This window comes from Micromonospora sp. NPDC047620 (genome assembly GCF_043205005.1).
Taxonomy (GTDB): domain Bacteria; phylum Actinomycetota; class Actinomycetes; order Mycobacteriales; family Micromonosporaceae; genus Micromonospora.
This window is the reverse complement of the sequence record NZ_JBIDDG010000012.1, coordinates 22,647-41,432: the sequence shown is the minus strand read 5'-3', so window position 1 is coordinate 41,432 and position 18,786 is coordinate 22,647. Positions and strand designations below refer to the sequence as shown.

The 18,786-nt window shown below is 74.7% G+C and carries 18 protein-coding genes; 10 read left to right on the top strand and 8 right to left on the bottom strand.

Annotated features, from left to right (window positions below):
• The first annotated feature begins 13 nt into the window (after positions 1 to 13).
• The 5 genes from ACGF5C_RS16385 (at position 14) to ACGF5C_RS16365 (ending at position 5,049) form a co-directional block, all read left to right on the top strand.
• Positions 14 to 766, top strand: coding sequence for a GNAT family N-acetyltransferase (locus tag ACGF5C_RS16385; RefSeq protein WP_393302329.1), 753 nt, complete (start codon positions 14 to 16; stop codon positions 764 to 766).
• Positions 767 to 967: 201 nt separating this feature from the next.
• Positions 968 to 2,062, top strand: a complete 1,095-nt coding sequence (locus ACGF5C_RS16380) for a SagB family peptide dehydrogenase (RefSeq protein ID WP_393302326.1) — start codon at positions 968 to 970, stop codon at positions 2,060 to 2,062.
• The gene (locus ACGF5C_RS16375; protein WP_393302323.1) at positions 2,059 to 3,078 is read left to right on the top strand and encodes an alanine racemase; all 1,020 of its coding nucleotides are present in this window, start codon (positions 2,059 to 2,061) and stop codon (positions 3,076 to 3,078) included. Before ACGF5C_RS16380 ends, ACGF5C_RS16375 begins: the two co-directional genes overlap by 4 nt.
• On the top strand, positions 3,075 to 4,322 hold the full coding sequence (locus ACGF5C_RS16370) for an MFS transporter (protein WP_393302320.1): 1,248 nt from the start codon (positions 3,075 to 3,077) through the stop codon (positions 4,320 to 4,322). The genes ACGF5C_RS16375 and ACGF5C_RS16370 overlap by 4 nt, the downstream gene beginning before the upstream one ends.
• A complete protein-coding gene (locus ACGF5C_RS16365; RefSeq protein ID WP_393302317.1) occupies positions 4,306 to 5,049 on the top strand; it encodes a class I SAM-dependent DNA methyltransferase in 744 nt (247 codons plus the stop codon). Before ACGF5C_RS16370 ends, ACGF5C_RS16365 begins: the two co-directional genes overlap by 17 nt.
• 39 nt (positions 5,050 to 5,088) lie before the next feature.
• On the opposite strand, the gene ACGF5C_RS16360 is transcribed toward ACGF5C_RS16365, so the two are convergent.
• Together ACGF5C_RS16360 and ACGF5C_RS16355 are read right to left on the bottom strand one after the other, a co-directional pair.
• Positions 5,089 to 7,290: an APC family permease gene (locus tag ACGF5C_RS16360; RefSeq protein WP_393302314.1), complete on the bottom strand. Its 2,202-nt coding sequence runs from the start codon at positions 7,288 to 7,290 to the stop codon at positions 5,089 to 5,091.
• 138 nt (positions 7,291 to 7,428) lie between these two features.
• Positions 7,429 to 8,388, bottom strand: coding sequence for a DMT family transporter (locus ACGF5C_RS16355; protein ID WP_393302310.1), 960 nt, complete (start codon positions 8,386 to 8,388; stop codon positions 7,429 to 7,431).
• A 107-nt stretch (positions 8,389 to 8,495) separates the two neighbouring features.
• Between ACGF5C_RS16355 and ACGF5C_RS16350 the strand changes: the two genes are divergently transcribed.
• A complete protein-coding gene (locus tag ACGF5C_RS16350; RefSeq protein WP_393302307.1) occupies positions 8,496 to 9,230 on the top strand; it encodes an HAD family hydrolase in 735 nt (244 codons plus the stop codon).
• A gap of 40 nt (positions 9,231 to 9,270) precedes the next feature.
• Here ACGF5C_RS16350 and ACGF5C_RS16345 read toward each other — a convergent pair whose 3' ends face one another.
• Together ACGF5C_RS16345 and ACGF5C_RS16340 are read right to left on the bottom strand one after the other, a co-directional pair.
• The gene (locus ACGF5C_RS16345) at positions 9,271 to 9,780 is read right to left on the bottom strand and encodes a hypothetical protein (protein ID WP_393302304.1); all 510 of its coding nucleotides are present in this window, start codon (positions 9,778 to 9,780) and stop codon (positions 9,271 to 9,273) included.
• 92 nt (positions 9,781 to 9,872) lie between these two features.
• The gene (locus ACGF5C_RS16340) at positions 9,873 to 10,742 is read right to left on the bottom strand and encodes a PhzF family phenazine biosynthesis protein (protein WP_393302301.1); all 870 of its coding nucleotides are present in this window, start codon (positions 10,740 to 10,742) and stop codon (positions 9,873 to 9,875) included.
• Positions 10,743 to 10,775: 33 nt separating this feature from the next.
• On the opposite strand from ACGF5C_RS16340, the gene ACGF5C_RS16335 reads away from it, so the two are divergent.
• From ACGF5C_RS16335 to ACGF5C_RS16325, 3 genes are all read left to right on the top strand, one after another.
• Positions 10,776 to 12,059: a magnesium transporter MgtE N-terminal domain-containing protein gene (locus ACGF5C_RS16335; RefSeq protein WP_393302298.1), complete on the top strand. Its 1,284-nt coding sequence runs from the start codon at positions 10,776 to 10,778 to the stop codon at positions 12,057 to 12,059.
• Entirely contained in the window at positions 12,052 to 12,669 is a 618-nt protein-coding gene (locus ACGF5C_RS16330; protein ID WP_393302296.1) for a DUF1003 domain-containing protein, read from the top strand. Before ACGF5C_RS16335 ends, ACGF5C_RS16330 begins: the two co-directional genes overlap by 8 nt.
• A 156-nt stretch (positions 12,670 to 12,825) precedes the next feature.
• Positions 12,826 to 13,974, top strand: a complete 1,149-nt coding sequence (locus ACGF5C_RS16325; protein ID WP_393302293.1) for an Mrp/NBP35 family ATP-binding protein — start codon at positions 12,826 to 12,828, stop codon at positions 13,972 to 13,974.
• Positions 13,975 to 14,183: 209 nt separating this feature from the next.
• Here the strand turns inward: ACGF5C_RS16325 and ACGF5C_RS16320 are convergent, their stop codons facing one another.
• Positions 14,184 to 14,606 (bottom strand): preprotein translocase subunit TatB, encoded by a 423-nt coding sequence (locus ACGF5C_RS16320; RefSeq protein ID WP_393302290.1) that lies wholly within the window; start codon positions 14,604 to 14,606, stop codon positions 14,184 to 14,186.
• A gap of 75 nt (positions 14,607 to 14,681) precedes the next feature.
• Positions 14,682 to 16,022 carry a S1C family serine protease gene (locus tag ACGF5C_RS16315; protein ID WP_393302753.1) on the bottom strand — a complete coding sequence of 447 codons (1,341 nt, stop codon included), beginning with the start codon at positions 16,020 to 16,022 and terminating at the stop codon, positions 14,682 to 14,684.
• 284 nt (positions 16,023 to 16,306) lie between these two features.
• Here ACGF5C_RS16315 and ACGF5C_RS16310 point away from each other — a divergent pair, with 284 nt between their 5' ends.
• The gene (locus tag ACGF5C_RS16310) at positions 16,307 to 16,894 is read left to right on the top strand and encodes an O-methyltransferase (RefSeq protein WP_350701514.1); all 588 of its coding nucleotides are present in this window, start codon (positions 16,307 to 16,309) and stop codon (positions 16,892 to 16,894) included.
• A gap of 39 nt (positions 16,895 to 16,933) precedes the next feature.
• Here the strand turns inward: ACGF5C_RS16310 and ACGF5C_RS16305 are convergent, their stop codons facing one another.
• Complete coding sequence (locus tag ACGF5C_RS16305) at positions 16,934 to 18,406, bottom strand: leucyl aminopeptidase family protein (RefSeq protein WP_393302287.1); 1,473 nt, start codon at positions 18,404 to 18,406, stop codon at positions 16,934 to 16,936.
• A 129-nt stretch (positions 18,407 to 18,535) separates the two neighbouring features.
• Positions 18,536 to 18,703 carry a DUF3117 domain-containing protein gene (locus ACGF5C_RS16300; protein WP_007455245.1) on the bottom strand — a complete coding sequence of 56 codons (168 nt, stop codon included), beginning with the start codon at positions 18,701 to 18,703 and terminating at the stop codon, positions 18,536 to 18,538.
• Between the last annotated feature and the right edge of the window lie 83 nt (positions 18,704 to 18,786).

The following is an 18,786-nucleotide window of genomic DNA, read 5'->3' as shown; positions in this document are numbered from 1 at the left end:
CATACTCCGCCGCATGACGACGGGGAACGACACCGCCGCGCGCGACGCGACGGCCGGCGGCGGCAACGGCGACACGCTGCGGGTACTCGGCGCGGACGAGGAGCTGGCGGCCCGGCTCGACGCCGAGCTGACCGCCTTCAACAACCGGGCGACCGGCGCGGCCGACGAGGCCGGCCTCTCCGTCCGGGTCACCGACGCCGCCGGCGAACTCGTCGCCGGGCTGACCGGCTGGACCTGGGGCGACTGCGCCGGCATCAACATGGTGTGGGTGCGCGAGGACCGGCGGGCCGAGGGCTGGGGCGGCCGGCTGCTGCGCGCCGCCGAGGAGGAGGCCCGCCGGCGCGGCTGCACCCAGATGTCGGTCGCCTCGTTCTCGTTCCAGGCGCCGGAGTTCTACCGCCGCAACGGCTACCTCGACACCGGGCGTCGGGAGGGCATCCCGGGCGGCCACGTCGACCACCACTTCTGGAAGTCGCTGGTCACTGATCCGGCTGCGGCGTTGCGCGTGGTCGCCCTGGTGGAGCTGCCCGAGGTGGAGGGCGGTCGGCGGTACGAGGACACGGTGCTGGGCCTGCTCGGGCGGCACGGCGGGCGGTTGGAGCGCCGGCTGCGGACCGGCGACGGGCACACCGAGGTGCACCTGATCCGGTTCGACACCCGCGACGGCTACGACGCCTTCCTGGCCGACCCGGAGCGGGTGGCCCTGCGGGCCGCGCTGGGCGACGCCGCCCCGGCCGCCCGGGTGCTGGAGGTCCACGAGGTCTGACACGTGCCCCCTCCAGGCCGATCCGCCGGAGGGCTGTGTTCACTGTGGACTTGCTGATACGGTGCGTTGCAGTGATCATCGCCGATCAGTGGAGGGAGAACCCACATGACCGAGCAGGTTGAGGCCTTCGAGCCGGTGGCGTCCGACGACTACGACCAGGAACTGACGTGCCTGGAGCCGCCGGTTGAAGCCTGAGTAGTCATGCGTGCCCGTGTGTCGCGGCTGGTCGTCTTCCTGTGGCGCGACGGTCAGCTCGTCTGCGACGATCCGCTGAGGCACCGGCAGTTCGCGTTGACTGTTGAGGCTGAGAGGCTGCTGCGCGACTACGCCGACTGGGCTGAGCTCGACGGCCGGCTCGCGCAGCAGCTCCTCGACGCCCACGTTCTCATCGCCGAGGGTTCGCCGGAGCACGCCCAGGAGGAACGCCTCGGCGCCTGGCGCGATCTGGGACCCGCGGCCACCTACTACCACCTGGCCAGCCGCACGCTCGGCAGCGACGTCTTCCGCTCCGCGGCCGAGGACGCCGCGGTGCTTCGGGCCAAGACCGGTCAGCCGGACCCGGTCAAGGAGTACGACGGGCCACGGGTCGCCCTACCCCATGCCGACCCGCCGGCGGTCGACTTCACCAGGGTCCTCGACGCCCGGCGGTCGACGCGGTGGTTCGACCCGGATCGTCCGGTGCCGCTGTCGGCATTCGCCGCCCTGCTGCGCTGGACCGCCGGCGTCCGGCGCGAGGTGGATGTCTCGGGAGTCGGGACGGCGTTGCTCAAGACCGTTCCGTCCGGCGGATCCCGCCATCCGGTCGAGGTCTATCCGGTGATCCGCGACGTGGAGGGGCTGGAACCCGGGGTCTACCACTACTCGGTGCGCCGCCACGAGTTGGTGCGGCTCGCCGCCGCGAGTGGCGAGGACCGGCTGCGCGAGTGGTGCGGCGGGCAGCCGCACGCCGCCCAGGCCGGCTTCCTGCTGATGTACGCGGCGGTCCTCGACCGCACCGTGTGGAAGTATCCGGCGGCCCGCGCGTACCGTGCGCTCCTGCTCGACGTCGGTCACCTGAGTCAGACCGTGTACCTCACCGCGACCGCGCTCGGTCTCGGGACGTTCTTCACCGCCGCCACCCGCGACGCGCCTGTCGAGGACGCCCTAGGACTGTCCTGGTCAGATGAGATCTTCCTCGGCGTGTCCGGCGTCGGCGTGCCGCATCCCGCTGAGCGCGAACGTCAGGCGGCGATGCTCGCCGGCGGCGAGGCGGCCTTCTCCTTTCCCCCCGACGCCTGGCACGGACGCGGCGAATGACGCCGAGGGTGACCGTCGACCTGGCCAGGCTGGACGCGAACATCTCGCGATACGGCAAGCTCGTGGGCGAAGCCGGTGTCGCCGTGCGCGCACACGTCAAGGGGCACCGGAGTCCCGAGATCGCCGCCCGGCAGGTGGCCGCGGGCGCGGTGGGCGTCGCGGTCCACTCCGCAGCCGAGGCCATGGCCTACCTAAAGGTGGGCGTGACGGACGTGGCGGTGGCGTGGCCGTGGCGTGATCCGTGGCGTTGGACCAGGTTCGCCCAGCTCGCGCGACACTGCGCGGTGACGGTGCACGTGGACCATCCGGACGCGGTGACCGGGCTCGGCGCGGCGGCCGTGGCCCACGGTGTCGAACTCGACGTACGGATCGAGGTCGACACCGGTCTGCACCGGGTCGGCGTCTGCCCCGACGCGGCCGGCGAGTTGGCCGCGTCGATCGCGGAAACCCGCGGGCTGCGCCTGGCGGGCGTGACCGGGTACGCGGGGATCACCGACTCCGCCACCGCGCGCGACAGGGTTGACCTGGGCCGCCGCCAGGCGCAACTGCTGGTGTCGGTCGCGGAGCGGATCCGCGCGGCCGGACAGCCCTGTCCGGCGGTGAGCGTCGGCGGCACGCCGACCCTCGTCGGCGCGCTGGACGTCGCTGGCGTGACCGAGGTCTGCGCCGGCGCGTATGCGCTGCTCGACGGGGGGCTGGCCCGGTTGGGCGAGTGCGACCCCGATGCGGTCGCGATCGCCGTCACCACAACTGTCACCGGGAACGACGGGCCGATGCTGCACACCGACGCCGACGCGCTGCTCGCAGGCGCCGACCAGACCTGGATGACCGGTGTCGTGATGACCGGGCTCGACGGCACGCCGGTCGCCCCGGGGTCGGCGTCCGTAGGCGACGAGTTGCGGGTGCTCCCCGGGCACGTGTGCCCCGTGGTGGCTCGCCAGCCGCTACTGCACGTGCTCGACTCGGGCGAGCCGGTGGCGCGGTGGCAGTCGTTGGTACGCCCGGATCGGGCATGACCGACGCCGTCGCGTCCGTGGACCGACCGGTGAACCCGCTGCGCCAGCGCCGGTTCGTCCTGTTCGCCACCGCCAGGACGATCTCCGTCTTCGGCAACGCGATCGGCCCGCTCGCGCTGACCTTCGCCGTACTCGATCTTCCCGACGGATCGCCTCCGGCGCTGTCGCTCGTCCTCGCCGCGATCTCGGTGCCCAGAGTCGCGCTGATGCTGCTCGGCGGCGTCATCGGCGACCGGCTGCCGCGCCACCGCGTGCTCGTGGCCGCAGAACTGATGTGCGGCACTGCCTACGGCGGGATGACCCTCCTCGTACTGACCGGGCGGGCGAGCGTCGCCGCCCTCGCCATCTGCGCGGCCGTCGCCGGCACCGCCTCGGCGCTCCTGCTGCCCTCGCTGAACGGACTGACCGCCGAACTGGTCGCGCCACAGGCGCGGCAGCGCGGCAACGCCGTGCTGCGGCTGGGTACGAACACCGCCACGGTGGCGGGCTTCACCGTGGGCGGCGCGCTGATCACCTGGCTGGGGCCGGGTTGGGCACTGGCCCTCGACGCCGCGACGTTCGCCGTCGCCGCCGGACTTCTCGCGCGGCTGCGCCTCGCCACGGCGCCCCGGACAACCAGGCGAGATATGCCAGCCGAGCTCCGCGACGGTTGGCGTGAGTTCGTCGGGCGGCCCTGGCTGTGGCGGATCGTGCTCTCCGCGGCCGTGATCAACGCCGCCGTCGGGGTCACCTTCGGGCTCGCGGGGCCGTTACTCGCCAAAGCACACCTAGGTGGCGCGGGCGCGTGGTCCGGCGTCCTCGCCGGGTACGCGGTGGGCATGTTCGGCGGTGTGCTGGTCGCGATGCGTATCAGGACGACCCGTCCCCTGCGCACGGCCGTACTCGCCGTCGCGCTACTGGGACTGCCGGCGTTACTGCTCGGCTCCGGCGCCGCGCTGTCGTTCGTGATCCTCGCTGCCGTGCTGGCAGGCGTGGCCTTCGATGTCTTCGGCGTGCTGTGGGAGACGACCGTCCAGTCCGAGGTGCCGACGGAGGCGATGTCCCGCGTGAGCGCGTACGAGTGGCTGGGGGCGGTGGGACTGGGGCCGCCTGCCATGATCGCCGCCGGTTTCGTCGTACCCGGAATCGGCGCACGGACGGCCCTGCTCGGCCTGGCCACGGTGATCTTCGTCGCGGCGCTCGTCCCGTTGGCCAGCTCCCCCGTCCGGCACTACGAAAGGCAACTTGATGGCCGAGTACGTTGACGCCTTCGCCACGGCGTATGACCGCTTCTGGGCGCCGTACCCAGAGCGGATGGGCGACGCGTGGCTGCGGCTGCACACGCACGTGGCACCCGAGTCCGAGCGGAGCCTGCTCGATGTCGGCTGCGGTACCGGCATCGTGGCCGCCCGGTTTGCCTCCGCCGGCTATCGGATCGTCGGGGTCGACGTCTCCGAGGCGATGATCGCCCGCGCCCGCAAACGGCTGGCCGGCACCGACACGGTGCTGATCGCCGCGGACGCCACGGCCTTCGAGGTGCCGCGACCCTGCGCGTTCGCGGTCTCCACATACGACATCCTCAACCACGTCGGCGAAATCGACCGGATCCGCGCCTATCTGCGCTGCGTCCACAGGGCGGTCACCCCGGGCGGATGGTTCGGCTTCGACATGTCCACGATCAAGGGACTCCTCGCCGATGTACCACCGGTCACCCGCCAGGACGAGACAGCCTCGGTCGTGGTGGCGCGGGGCCCGCTTGACGGCGATCGCCGCCCGCTGCACATCACCGGTGAGCTACGCACCAGCGACGGCCGCGCGACCCCGTTCGCCACGACGATCAACAACACCGCTCACCCCGTGGCAGACGTGCTCTCCGCCCTGGCGGATGCCGGCTGGGTGCCGAGCCACGTCGCCGCCATTGACGACCTGCTCACGCCGGTACCGGACCCGGAGGCGCTGCCCAGGGTCGCGGTGCTCGCCCGACGCGACTGACGACCACGCCGCAACCGTCCCTCGGCGCCGCCCGGGTGGCTACTCGTCCAGGTGCACCGGCAGGCTGGTGACCACCACCCCGGGCAGCCGGCGCAGCGCCGCGCGGAGCCGCTGCTCGGTGCGGCTGTGCAGCAGCCGGTGCCAGCGGCTGCGTACCATCACCTCCGGCACGACGACGGTCAGCACCAGGTCGACGCGGGAGACGTGCAGCGCCTCCAGGTAGTGCGCGAGCGGCCCGATCACCGCCCGGTACGGGGACACGATCGTCTCCAGCCGCAGGTGGTCGCCCCATGCCCGCCACTGCTCCCGGAACCGGTCCGACTCCTGCTCCTCGGGGGCGATGTGCACGGCCAGCGTCGGCTGCCCGAGCGAGGCCGCGTACGCCAGGGCTCGCAGCGAGGCCCGGTTCAGCCGGGCGACCGGCACCACCACGAGGTGGCGCACCTGCTCGGGCAGTTCCTCGTCCTCCGGCGCGGCGGGCCCGGCGGTGGTCGGCCGCGCCGGCACCACCGGCGGCCCGGGCGCCGGGCCGGCCGGCGGCGGGTGCAGCGCGAGGGACCGGTGCAGCATCCGGTAGTGCCGCTGGATGGCCCGGAACAGCAGGATCAGCAGCGGCACGGCGACGACCACCACCCAGGCGCCCTCGGTGAACTTGGCGACCGCCGCGGTGACCAGGACCAGCCCCGAGAAGACGGCGCCCACCGCGTTGATCGTCGCCCGGCGGCGCCAGCCGGGCCCGCGCCGGCGGCGCCAGTGCACCACCATCCCCGTCTGGGACAGGGTGAAGGCCAGGAACACCCCGACCGCGTAGAGCGGGATCAACGACTCGGTGCGACCCCGAAAGGCCACCAGGATCACCGCCGCCGCAGCGGTCAGCGCGACCAGCCCGTTACTGAAGGCGAGCCGGTCGCCCATGTGCAGGAACCGGCGCGGCGCGTGACCGTCCCGGGCCATGAAGAACAGCAGGCGGGGAAAGTCGTTGAAGGCGGTGTTCGCGGCCAACAGCAGGATCATCGCCGTCGCGGCCTGGACCAGCCCGTACCAGGGACCGCTGGGAAACGTTACCCGGGCCAACTGGGAAAGCACCGACTGCTCGGCGGTGGGCACCAGCCCGGACAGGTGGATCAGCCCGATGAGCCCGAGAAAGAACAGCACCAGCATCGTGACCATCCAGGTCAGCGTGGTGCGCGCGTTGCGCCACTCCGGCAGCCGGAACGCGGGCACCGCGTTCGAGACCGCCTCGATGCCGGTCATCGACACCGCGCCGGAGGAGAACGCGCGGAGCAGCAGCAGCAGCCCCAGCCCCTCGACGGCCGGCACCGGCGGCGGGTCGACCGGGACGAACCCCCGCTCGGCCGCGCGGAACCAGCCGACCGCGAGCAGCGCCAGCAGCGCGACCACGAAGGCGTACGTGGGCAGCACGAAGAGGTTGCCGGCGGTGCGGACGCCGCGCAGGTTGCCCGCGAGCAACACGCCGATCACGGCCAGCCCGAGGGGCACCGTCCAGCCGGTCAGCTCCGGGACCGCCGAGGTGACCGCCTTGACGCCGGCGGAGACGGACACCGCCACGGTCAGCACGTAGTCCATCATCAGACCCGCCGCCGCGGCGAGGCCCGCCCCCGCGCCCAGGTTGTCGCCGGCCACGATGTACGAGCCGGCCCCGTGCGGGTAGGCGGCCACGGTCTGCCGGTAGGAGACGCCGACCGCGACCATGAGCAGCGCCAGCCCGGCGGCCAGCGGCAGGGCCAGCCCGAGCGCGCCGCTGCCGGCGAGCAGCAGCACGGCCAGCATCGCCTCCGGCCCGTACGCCACCGAGCTGAGCAGGTCGGAGGAGAGCACCGGCAGGGCGACCAGCTTCCGCATCCGCTCGTAGAGCACGGCGGCGCTGCTCAGCGGCGGCCCGAACAGCGCCCGCCGCAGCCGGGTGCCCGCCCGGCCGAGGCGGGTGCCGGGCAGGTTGGCCGGCTCGGCGGCGACCAGCTCGTCCGGCTCCCCGACCCGGAACATCGCGATCGGGGCGAGCCGGCCGAACCGGGTCGGGGCCGGCTGGCCGGGGTGCCGGCGCAGCGTCGGATCGACGGGCAGGATGTCCCCGCCGGGTGGTCGGCCCGGTCGGGCGGCCCGCCAGCGGTCGCCGATCCGGCGCAGCGCGCGCAGCTCGTCGGGGTCGAGGGGCGGGAACTCGGCCGACGGCGTGACGACCGTGCCACGCTCGTCCTTGCCACCGTCCCGCTTCGCCATCCGCCGTCCCGTCCCGTGTCTTCCCTCCCCCGCACTCTCACGGACGCGGCCGCCTCCGGCGGGCGGAACGGCGGTTCTCGCGGCAAAGAGTGGTCGGCGGCGGGCCGACCGTGCCGGGGTCACGGTGCGGCGGGGCGGTCAGTCGCGCAGCGGTCCCACGTCGGCCGGGACGGCGGTGGACGCTGGGACGCGGCGGGCGGCGCGGGCGCCGCCGAGCACCACCACCGCGACGCCGGCCAGCAGCAGCGCCAGCCCGGGCAGGGCGGTGGCCCGGGGCAGCTGCCCCAGCCAGGCCCAGCCGATCAGGGCGGCGCCCGGGGCCTCCAGCAGGACCAGCACGCTGATCGTGGTCGCCGAGACCCGGCGCAGCGCGTAGTTGAACATCGAGTGCCCGAGCAGTTGGGCGCCGGCCACCAGGGCCAGCACGGCGGCCCAGGTGCCGGTGTCGAAGCCGGTCAGCGGCACCCCGCCGACCAGGCAGACCACCAGCAGGAGCAGCGCGCAGACCCCGTAGCAGATGGTGGTGTACGTGGTCGTGCTGATCGTCGTGCGGGCCCGCTCGCCGAACGCGGTGTAGACCGCCGCGAACATTCCGCCGACCACCGCCAGCAGGTCGCCCGCGAAGGCCCGGCCCGAGACGCCGAAGTCGGCCCCGGTGGCGAGGGCCGCCCCGGCGACCGCCACCCCGATGCCGACCCACACCGGGACGGGCAGGCGGCGGCCCTGGCCGCGGGCGATCAGGCCCTGCCAGACCGGCTGGGTGGCGCCCAGCGCGGTCGCCGCAGCGACCGAGGTGAGCTGGGCGCTCGGCATCCAGGTGGCGAAGTGGGCGGCGAGGGCGACCCCGGACAGGACGCAGTAGAGGCCCTCACGCCGCCCGGCGTCGACCGTCAGCGACCGGAACTCGGCGCGCCGCCGGCCCAGCGCGTACGGGCCGAGCACGGCGACCGAGAGCGTGTTGCGCCAGAACGCGACGGCCAGGGCCGGTGCCGCCGCGAACGCCACCAGCGGGGCGGACGACGAGACGGCGACGACTGCCAGGACGAGCGCCCCGGTGGTCACCGGGTCGAGCGTCGGGCGGTGCGGTGCGGTGGACACGGGGAGCAATCCTCACGGCACGGGCCACCACGGACCGTCAACGCTCGGTTACGATCATTCCTGTACGCGCCGGCGACCCCCCCCCTCGACCGCCCGGAGGCGCTCCCATGCCCACGTACCAGGCGGTGCTGTTCGACTTCTTCGGCACGCTGACCCGTTCCGTGCAGCGGGGCGCGGCGCACCGGTCGACCGCCGAGCTGCTCGGCTGCCCGCCCCGCACGCTCGTCGACGTGCTCGACCGCACCTTCTACGAGCGGGCCTGCGGCCGGTACGGCAACGCCGAGGCGACTCTGCGCTGGGTCTGCGAGCAGGCCGGCGTGCACCCCTCCGACGACGCGGTCCGGTCGGCGGTGGCCTCCCGCCACCGGGCCGTACGCGCCGACACGCGGCTGCGCGACGAGGCGGTGCCCACGCTGGCCGCGCTGCGCCGGCGCGGCCTGCGGACCGGGGTGATCAGCGACTGCACCCACGAGCTGCCGGCGTTCCTGCCGCAGTTGCCGGTCGCCCCGCTGCTCGACGTGCGGGTCTTCTCGGTGCAGGTCGGGCGCTGCAAGCCGGACCTGGCGCTCTACCAAACGGCGTGCGGGCGGCTCGGCGTGGCCGCGGCGGACTGCCTCTACGTGGGCGACGGCGGCAGCCAGGAGCTGACCGGGGCGGAGCGGGCCGGCATGACCGCGGTGCGGCTGGCCGCGCCGGACCTGGCAGAGCACATGGTGTTCAACGCCGACGCGGCCTGGCGCGGGCCGGTGCTGCGCTCGCTCGACGAGGTGGTCGACCTGGTCGACCGGTCGCCGATGCCGGCGGGCATGCCGGCACCAGCGCCGGCGGGCTGCCTCTCCTGACCCGGCCGTGCCCGCGGCCCACGGCGTGACCGGCGCGGTTTCAGCGGCGGCGGACCCGGTGCAGGCGGAACGGCTTGCGGATCGCCCGGACCACCGGCGCCTCCCGGGGCACCTCGGCCAGCGAGCCCGCGGGCAGCGCGGCGCCGGCGAGCGGCTCCCCGGCCGGGGCCAACCGGGTCACCGCGCAGCCGTCGGCCGCCCAGCGGTCAACCAGTTCGGCGGTCGGCCCGGGCGCGTTGAGCCGCTTCGCGGCCACCAGCGGGGCCGTGGTCTCCCAGTGCTCGGTGCCCGGCACGAGGCGGCTCACCCGGGCCGGCCAGGTGACGATCCGCCCGCCGTGGTCGCCGCGCAGGGTGACCTGGGCGTCGGTGGCGTCGGCCAGCCCCGGCGCGGACTGCTCCCCCGGGCCGCTGACCACGAAGAGCGCCCCCTCCAGGGGGACGCACCAGAGGGCGAGCGCCGGCCCACCGGGCACACTCACCCAGGCCACGGCGGCCTTCTTCATCGCCTCGTCGACCAGCGGCGTGCTGGTCCGGTCCGCGTCGGTCACACCGGCATCCTCCCGCACCCGCCCCCGTTCCGTCAGCGCCGCCCGGCGTCCGTCCGCGTGGCCGGTGGGCGTGGCGGCACCGGTCGCGCAGGTCAGCCGACGAACGGGGGGACCATGATCTCGCCCCGGGCCACCGGCATGACGTGGCCGGCCACGGTGGCGCCCACCGCCTGGCCGCCGGCGGCGGTCACCGTGCAGGCCAGCACGGACGGCCGGTTGATCTCGATGCCCTGGTGGACGGTGTACTCGGCGCGCCCGTCGGCGGGGAGCAGGCCGCTGGCGACCAGCCACACCCCGAGGCCCAGGGCGGCCGAGCCGGTGGCCGGGTCCTCCGGCACACCCAGCCCGGGAACGAAGACCCGGGCGTGCGCGGTTTGCGCGGCGGCGTCCCAGGAGAAGACGCTGACATGCTCCACTCCGTACCGCTGTGCCGCCGCCGCGTTCGCCCGGGCGCGGGCCACCGCGTCCGGGCGGACCGGGAGGTACGGGAACTCCAGCCCGCAGCCGGCCACCCGGGGCGCCGGGCCGACGTGGTCGTCCGCGGTCAGGCCGGCCATCTCCAGCAGCGGCTCCGGGTCCAGCTCGGGGCCGAGGGTGGGGACGCCGCCGGTCAGCGTGGCCCCGGTCGCGGTCACCTCGATCGGGAGCACGCCCGCGCCGCACTCCTGGGTGACCTGCCCCGCGGGGAACAGTCCCCGGCGGCTGGCGGTCACCGCCGCGCCGACGCTGGGATGCCCGGCGAAGGGCAGCTCCTCGGCCGGGGTGAAGATGCGGGCCCGGTAGGTGGCGCCGACCTGGGTGGGCGGGAGCACGAACACCGTCTCGGAGAGGTTGAACTCACACGCGAGCGCCTGCATCTGCTCGGTGGCCAGCGCTTCCGCGCCGAACACCACGGCCAGCGGGTTGCCGGCGAACGGGCGGTCGGTGAAGACGTCCACGATCTCGTAGGCCAAGGTCGACATGTTGATAAACACTAGGCGCTTAGGCTGGTGCCCGTGAGCACGCCGACCCGGATCTACCTCGCCCGGCTCGCCGGGGTCGCCGTCTTCGACCCCAACGGTGACCAGGTGGGCCGGGTCCGCGACGCGGTGGCCCGGCTGCGGCCGACGCAGCGCCCGCCGGAGGTGGTCGGGCTGGTCGCCGAGATGCCGATGCGGCGGCGCATCTTCCTCTCCATCAACCGGATCACCTCCATCGACGCCGACGCGGTCGTGCTCGGCAGCGGCACGCTCAACCTGCGGCGCTTCGAGAAGCGCCCGAACGAGCTGCTCGTGCTCCAGGAGCTGCTCGACCGGCGGGTGCAGGTCGAGCCTGCCGGGCAGCCGGGCTCGGTGGTCGACGTGGCGATGGAGTGCAGTCGGGGCGGCGAGTGGTCGCTGACCCGGGTGGCCGTACGCGAGCAGACGGGCCGGCTGAGCCGCCGGGGTCACCTGCACCAGGTCGAGTGGGAGCGGGTACGCGGGCTCAGCGGCATCGCCGACAGCCGGGGCACCGCCAACCTGCTCGCGGTGCTGGAGGACATGCGCCCGGCCGACCTCGCCAACGCCCTCCAGGACCTGCCCGACGCCCGGCGCAACGAGGTCGCCGCCGCGCTGGACGACGAGCGCCTGGCGGACGTGCTGAGCGAGCTGCCGGAGCACGACCAGGTGGAGATCCTGGCCGCACTGGACCGGGAGCGGGCCGCGGACGTCCTGGAGGAGATGGACCCGGACGACGCGGCCGACCTGCTCAGCGAGCTGCCGCCCCCGGAGCAGGACGTGCTGCTCGACCTGATGCAGCCGGACGAGGCCGACCCGGTGCGTCAGCTGCTCAAGTACACGCCCGGCACGGCGGGCAGCGTGATGACCTCCGAGCCGGTGATCCTGCCGCCCGACGCCACGGTCGCCGAGGCTCTGGCCCGGATCCGGGAGCCGCAGCTCTCGCCCGCGATCGCCGCGCAGGTCTTCGTGTCCCGGGCGCCGATGACCACCCCGACCGGCCGCTACCTCGGCATGGTGCACTTCCAGCGGCTGCTCCGCGAACCGCCGGCCGACCTGCTCGGCGGGGTGGTGGTCAACGACATCGACCCGCTGCGGGCCACCACCCCGCTGCCGGAGATCACCCGCCGGATGGCCACGTACGACCTGGTGGCCATGCCGGTGGTCGACCGCAACAACCGGCTGGTGGGCGCGGTCACGGTCGACGACGTGCTGGACCACCTGCTCCCCCGGGACTGGCGGGACCGGGACGCCGCCGCGGGCCCGGCCGCCACCGAGCCGGTGGGCGGCGCGGATGGCTGACCAGCGACGGGCGCCGCGGCTCGACCAGCCGCGCGAGCCCCGGGGCGTGAGGCTGCCCCGGTTCGACCCGGAGGCGTTCGGGCGGTGGTCGGAGGGCATCGCCCGGGGCATGGGGACCGCGAACTTCATCGTCTACATGACGGTCGTGATCGCGCTCTGGTTCGGCTGGAACACCCTGGCCCCGGCGCACCTGCGTTTCGACCCGTACACCTTCACGTTCCTGACCCTGGTGCTGTCCCTCCAGGCCAGCTACGCGGCCCCGCTGATCCTGCTGGCGCAGAACCGGCAGGCGGACCGGGACCGGGTCTCCCTGGAGGAGGACCGCCGGCGGGCGACCATGCAGAAGGCCGACACGGAGTACCTGGCCCGGGAGATCGCCGCGCTGCGCAACGCGATGGGCGAGGTGGCCACCCGGGACTTCCTCCGTTCGGAGCTGGCCCGGCTGGCCGAGGAGCTCGACGAGGCGAGCCATCGCCGGCAGCGGCTGGAGCGCCGTCAGCAGGAGCGGGCGGGGCAGCACGAGATGGGCGGGGAGGGCCTGGACGAGCCCCGCGACGACCTGGACGGCGACTGGTCCCGGGACGGCCGGCCGGAGGTCCGGGACGTGTGAAACGCCGCTCGTCCCAAGGGGCCGGGTGAGCGGCGTTCGCCTCGATCGTCCCACTTCGCCCCGTACGCCGTCCACCCCCAACCGCGGTCATCGATTCGCTCACACCGGGCCCCGCTGGCGGCGGTGCGGGGTCGCCGCCGACGTAGCATTGCGGGCATGTCAGCACCCGTCAGCACCGTCTCCGACGCGATCCAGGCCGCGCTGGCCACCGTCAACGACCCGGAGATCCGCCGGCCCATCACCGAGCTGGGCATGGTCCGCTCCGCCGAGGTCGGCGACGACGGCGTCGTACGGGTCGAGCTGCTGCTCACCGTCGCCGGCTGCCCGCTGAAGGACAAGCTGCGCGCGGACATCACGGCGGCGGTCGGCGCGGTGCCCGGGGTGACCGGCGTGGAGATCGAGTTCGGTGTGATGAGCCCCGAGCAGCGCCAGGAGCTCCAGGCGAAGCTGCGTGGCGGCGGCGCCTCCCAGGAGCCGGTCATCCCGTTCGCCCAGCCGGGCTCCCGCACCCGGGTGTACGCGGTCGCCAGCGGCAAGGGTGGCGTCGGCAAGTCCAGCGTGACGGTCAACCTGGCCGCGGCGCTGGCCGCCCGCGGGCTCTCCGTCGGCGTGGTCGACGCGGACATCTACGGCCACTCGGTGCCCCGGATGCTCGGCGCGGACGGCCGCCCGACCCGCGTCGAGGACATGATCATGCCGCCCCAGTCGCACGGCGTGAAGGTCATCTCGATCGGCATGTTCACCGCCGGCAACGCCGCCGTGGTGTGGCGCGGCCCGATGCTGCACCGGGCGTTGCAGCAGTTCCTCGCCGACGTCTACTGGGGTGACCTGGACGTGCTCCTGCTCGACCTGCCCCCGGGCACCGGCGACGTGGCCATCTCGCTGGCCCAACTGCTGCCCAACTCCGAGATCCTGGTCGTCACGACGCCGCAGACCGCCGCCGCCGAGGTGGCGGAGCGGGCCGGCGCGATCGCCCTGCAGACGCACCAGCGCGTCGTCGGCGTCATCGAGAACATGTCCTGGCTGGAGCTGCCGGACGGCTCGCGGATGGAGGTCTTCGGCGCGGGCGGCGGCCAGACGGTCGCCGAGTCGCTGACGAAGACCATCGGCGCACAGGTGCCGCTGCTCGGGCAGGTGCCGCTCGACACCCGGGTCCGCGAGGCCGGTGACGAGGGCACGCCGATCGTGCTGGCCGAGCCGGAGTCGCCGGCCGCGAAGGCGCTGAGCCAGGTCGCGGACCGGCTCGCCCTGCGGCGGGAGTCGCTGCTCGGCAAGCCGCTGGGTCTCAAGCCCGCCGGCCGCTGATTCGCCCGCCGGCCCCGCCGGCGCTGTCGCCACCCGACCGGGGCGGCGTTCCCCCGGGAGCGCCGCCCCGTCGCCGTTCCCACGAGGCGTACGGCGCGGCGCCGGCCCGGCGACCCGCGGGCGTCGGCCGGTCCGCCGGACCAGCGCCCCGTCACGAACGATGCCGGGCAGGCCGGGGGCGCTGGTCAGGCCGAAGCAGTTGGGCGGCGTCAGGTGGCGTCGTCGTAGCTGACGCGGGGGGCGGGGGCCGGCGCGCCGCCGGTGGCGGTGCTCGGGCGGGTGCCCTTCGAGCGCAGGTCCGCGGCGGAGGCGACGTCCTTCAGCTCGTTGTGCACGCCGGTGACGTCGGCGCGCAGGTTGTCGTAGACACCCTGCAGCGGCTTCCGGATCGCCTGCTCGTCCTCCTCGCTGAGCAGGTGCTTGCGGATGAACGCCTTGGGGTGCAGATCCTCCAGCTGGATGTCGGTGCCCAACTCCCGGCTGAGGTCGGTGGTGGCACTGCGGGCCATGTTGCGCAGGTTGCGCACCATCCGCAGGCCGTCGCTGATCACGGCGGGCAGCCGGTCGCCGAAGATCAGCAGCGCCAGGAGCAGCAGCCCACCGATCTCCCACCAGTTCAGGTTGTCGAACACTGCACGGGCCTCCTCTCCGCGTCAGCAGCAAGACTACGCACGTCGGACGCCGCCCGGGGAGGGGGTGACCGGCTGCTACTTGGCGTCTGCGGCCAGCGTCACGGAGGCGTTCTGCCGGTCGGAGCCCCGGCGGTACTCCACCGTCACCACCGAACCCGGCGCGAACTTCCGCACCAGGGCGATCAGGTCGGTCGGCTCGGTCATCGGCCGCCCGGCGAGCTTGAGGATCACGTCGCCGGCCCTCAGCCCCGCGCCGGCCGCCGGCCCGGACGGCTCGACGGCCGCGAGGCGTACGCCGGCCCCGCCGGTGCCCGCGCCCTGCCCGCCCACCTGGGCGCCGATCACCGTCCGCCGGGCCTTGCCGGTGCCGATGATGTCCTGGGTGACCCGCTTGGCCTGGTTGATCGGGATGGCGAAGGCGAGGCCGATGTTGCCCGCCTCCTGCCCGTCCGAGACCAGCGACTTGATCGTCGAGTTGACGCCGATCACCCGGCCGGCCCCGTCGACCAGCGGGCCGCCGGAGTTGCCGTGGTTGACCGCCGCGTCGGTCTGGATCGCCGCGTAGTAGCGCGTGGGGCCGCCCGGCTCGCCGGCCTGCATCGTCCGGTCAAGCGCGCTGACGATGCCGGCGGTGACCGTGTTGGCCAGCGAGAGCGGCGACCCGATGGCCAGCACCGGGTCGCCCACGGCCAGCGCGTCCGAGTCGCCGAACTCGACCGGGCGCAGGCCCGTCCGGGAGACCTTGATCACCGCGATGTCGGACTCCGGGTCCTGCCCGACCACGGTGGCCGGGGCCGAGCTGCCGTCGTTGAAGATCACCGACGCCTTGCCGCCGGTCGCCCCCGCCACCACGTGGTCGTTGGTGATCACGTGCCCGTCGGCGCTGGCGACGAAGCCGGAGCCCTCGCTGGTGCCGCCGAGGCTGGCCACCCGGACGGTCACCACGCTGGGCAGCACCCGCTCGGCGACCCCGGCGAGCGACTCGGGCCGGCGCTGGGCCAGGCCGGGGGCCTGGGGGTCGGCGCCGAGCACCGGCCCGCCCCCGGCGCCGCCGCGCACCGCGAAGGCGTACCCGAGGGCGCCGCCGAGGCTGCCCGCGAGCAGCGCGGTGATCAGCGGGATGAGCAGCAGTTGACGCAGCGTCGGCCGGCCCGGTGCGTCCGGGTCGCTGACCGGCTCGGGCTCGGTGCCGGGGCTCGGGGCGGCCGGCACCACCACGGCGGCCGGCGCGGCCGGGTCGCGCCACGGGTCGGCGAGCGCGTCGGACCACCAGGGCGATGTCGTGCCGCCCGCGGCGCCCTGGAGCGCCGGTGGCGACCCCGCCGGCGGGTACCCGGGCCCCGGCGGTCGCGCCGGTGCCGGAGTCCCCCCGGGCTGGCGCCAGTCCCAGCCGTCGGTCACGTCGGTGCCTCCCAGTCCTTCCCCGGATCCCGCACGCCACGGAACCGGCGAGGGGGCCGCCCGGTCGCGATCGACGGAATACCGCTTCCAGGATTACACGGATGCCACTGACTCAGTCACCGGTTGCCGGCCGTGATCGTCGGGTGGCGGACGCGCGGCTGCGTCCGTTCGGCGTCGCCTCTAGGCTCACAGTGCCCACCCGCCCCCGCACCACTCGCGCCGCCCGGAGGTGTCCCATCGCCACGGTCGCCGGTTCCGGCAGTTCGACGACCCAGGCCCTGCAGTTCGCCGAGTCCTACGTGACCGAGGACCTCGTACTGCGCACCGCCCGCAGCCTGGCCCGGGAGGTCGGCCTCGACGCGGTGACCCCCGGCGCCGGCGCGGCGCTGCGGCTGCTCGCCGCCGCCGGCAGCGCCCGCGCCGTGGTGGAGATCGGCACCGGCACCGGGGTCAGCGGGGTCTGGCTGCTGCGCGGCATGCGCGCCGACGGCGTACTCACCACGATCGACGTGGAGGTGGAGCACCAGCGCATCGCCCGCCGGATCTTCGCCGAGGCGGGCTTCGCCGCCGGCCGGACCCGGATCATCACCGGCCGGGCGCTGGACGTGCTCCCCCGCCTCGCCGACGGCGCGTACGACCTGGTCTTCGTGGACGCCGAGTCGACCGGGTTCGCCGCCTGCGTGGACGCGGCGCTGCGGCTGCTGCGGCCCGGCGGCGTGCTGGCGCTCAACGGCATGCTGGCCGACGGCCGGATCGGCGACCCCGCCGCCCGGGACGTCGAGACGGTCACCATCCGCGAGACGATCAAGGCGGTCCGGGAGTCGGAACACTGGACCCCGGCGCTGCTGCCGGTCGGCCACGGGCTGCTCGCCGCCGTCAAGTGCTGACCGGGCGCCGGCCCGCCGAGGGCCGGCGCCGCCCGGCGGTCAGCCCAGCGTCCCCAGCCAGCGCAGCAGCGAGCGTACGCCCCAGCCGGTCGCGCCCTTGGTCAGCTCGGCGTCGTCGCCCTCGGCCCACGACGGCGCGGACATGTCCACGTGCAGCCACCGGTCGCGCAGCTCGCCGGTGAACTCGCGCAGGTAGAGGGCGGCCATCACCGAGCCCGCGCCCCGGTCCGGCGAACTGTGCAGGTCGGCCAGCTCGCTGCCGAGGTGCTCGGTGTAGTCGGCGGGCAGCGGCATCCGCCAGGCCGCCTCGCCGGCGGCCCCGATCGCGGCCAGCACGTCGGCGGCGAGCCCGTCGTTCTCGCTGTAGAGCGCGCCCATCCGCTTGCCCAGCGCGACCGCGTTCGCCCCGGTCAGCGTGGCGAGGTCCACCAGCAGGTCGGGCTTCAGCTCGGCGACGGCGTAGGCGAGCGCGTCGGCGAGGACCAGCCGCCCCTCGGCGTCGGAGTTGGTGGTCTCGCTGGTCGTGCCGCCGTAGTGGCGGACGATGTCGCCGGGGCGGAACGCCGAGCCGCTGAGCATGTTCTCCGCCAGCGGCGCGAGCGTGGTGACCCGGACGGGCAGGCGCAGCGCCGCCGCGCCGAGGGTGGCCGCGACCACCGCCGCCGCGCCGGCCATGTCCTTGCGCATCAGCTTCATCGCCGGCACCGGCTTGATCGAGATGCCGCCGGTGTCGAAGGTGATCCCCTTGCCCACCAGCACCACGTGCGTACGCGCGCCGGCCGGTCGCCAGTCCAGCTCGACCAGTCGCGGAGCGCTGGCCGAGCCGCCGCCGACCGCGAGGATCCCGCCGAAGCCCTCCGCCGCCAGCTCCTCCGGGCCGCGTACCCGCAGGTGCAGGTCCGGCACGTCGACCTCGGCCGCGGCGAGCGCGACCTGGCCGGCGAACCACTCCGGGTTCTTGACCGACGACGGGGTGTTGGTGAGGTCGCGGGCGAACCTGGTCATCCGGGCGGTCGTGCCGGCAGCCTCCACGGCCGGCGCGTGCGCGTCCGGGTCGGCCACCACGACGTCGACCCCGGCCAGCGCCGCGGCCGCGCCCGCCTCGGTCAGCCGGAACCGGTACGAGGCCAGCAGCAGCCCCTCGACCAGCCCGCGTACGGCCGCCGGGGTGACCCCGGCCGGCATGGCCAGAGTGACGCGCGTCTCATCCCTGGCGGCCCGGGCGAGCGCCGCGCCGGCCGTCCGCCATCCCGCCTCGTCGCCCTCGCCGATCCCGAGCAGCAGCAGGCGGCCGGGGTCGTGCCCGGGCCGGAGGTGCGCCTGGACCTCGCCGGGCCGCCCGGTCGCGCGCGCGGCCGGGACCAGGGCGGCGGCCTCCTCGGCCACGCCGTCGGGCAGCGCCACGCCGGTCGGAACCGGCCGGGCCGGGGCGTCGTCGGCCGCGGCGGGCCGCACGGGCAGCACGAGGACGTCGGGCCGTTCCGGCTCGACGAGCAGACGAATGGCGAGCACGCGGTGCCGTACCTCCAGGAAAGCTCGCGGAGCCGGGCTCCGCGGGGAATGAAGACCCTGAGCCACCGGCGGGGCCGGTGGCTCAGGGGTTGACGAAACGTCCGCGCGGGCGCGCGGACCGCTCCTCGGTCAGCCGGCAGCCGCCTTGAGCGCGTCACCGAGCGCGTTGGCCTCGTCGGGAGTCATCTCGACGACGAGCCGGCCACCGCCCTCCAGCGGGACCCGCATGACGATGCCCCGGCCCTCCTTGGTGACTTCCAGCGGACCGTCGCCCGTCCGCGGCTTCATCGCCGCCATGTTGTCTCCCCTCAGACCTACACCAGGGTCGGTGGGTTGCCCCACAGCCACTTCGTCTTGACCACCCGCAACGTACGCGGGGG

Coding starts and splice junctions, on each gene's coding strand:
- ACGF5C_RS16330 (WP_393302296.1), top strand. CDS start 12,052: ATGGCTGACCAGCGACGGGCGCCGCGGCTCGACCAGCCGCGCGAGCCC.
- ACGF5C_RS16370 (WP_393302320.1), top strand. CDS start 3,075: ATGACCGACGCCGTCGCGTCCGTGGACCGACCGGTGAACCCGCTGCGC.
- ACGF5C_RS16385 (WP_393302329.1), top strand. CDS start 14: ATGACGACGGGGAACGACACCGCCGCGCGCGACGCGACGGCCGGCGGC.
- ACGF5C_RS16375 (WP_393302323.1), top strand. CDS start 2,059: ATGACGCCGAGGGTGACCGTCGACCTGGCCAGGCTGGACGCGAACATC.
- ACGF5C_RS16340 (WP_393302301.1), bottom strand. CDS start 10,742: ATGTCGACCTTGGCCTACGAGATCGTGGACGTCTTCACCGACCGCCCG.
- ACGF5C_RS16380 (WP_393302326.1), top strand. CDS start 968: ATGCGTGCCCGTGTGTCGCGGCTGGTCGTCTTCCTGTGGCGCGACGGT.
- ACGF5C_RS16360 (WP_393302314.1), bottom strand. CDS start 7,290: ATGGCGAAGCGGGACGGTGGCAAGGACGAGCGTGGCACGGTCGTCACG.
- ACGF5C_RS16365 (WP_393302317.1), top strand. CDS start 4,306: ATGGCCGAGTACGTTGACGCCTTCGCCACGGCGTATGACCGCTTCTGG.
- ACGF5C_RS16350 (WP_393302307.1), top strand. CDS start 8,496: ATGCCCACGTACCAGGCGGTGCTGTTCGACTTCTTCGGCACGCTGACC.
- ACGF5C_RS16325 (WP_393302293.1), top strand. CDS start 12,826: ATGTCAGCACCCGTCAGCACCGTCTCCGACGCGATCCAGGCCGCGCTG.
- ACGF5C_RS16300 (WP_007455245.1), bottom strand. CDS start 18,703: ATGGCGGCGATGAAGCCGCGGACGGGCGACGGTCCGCTGGAAGTCACC.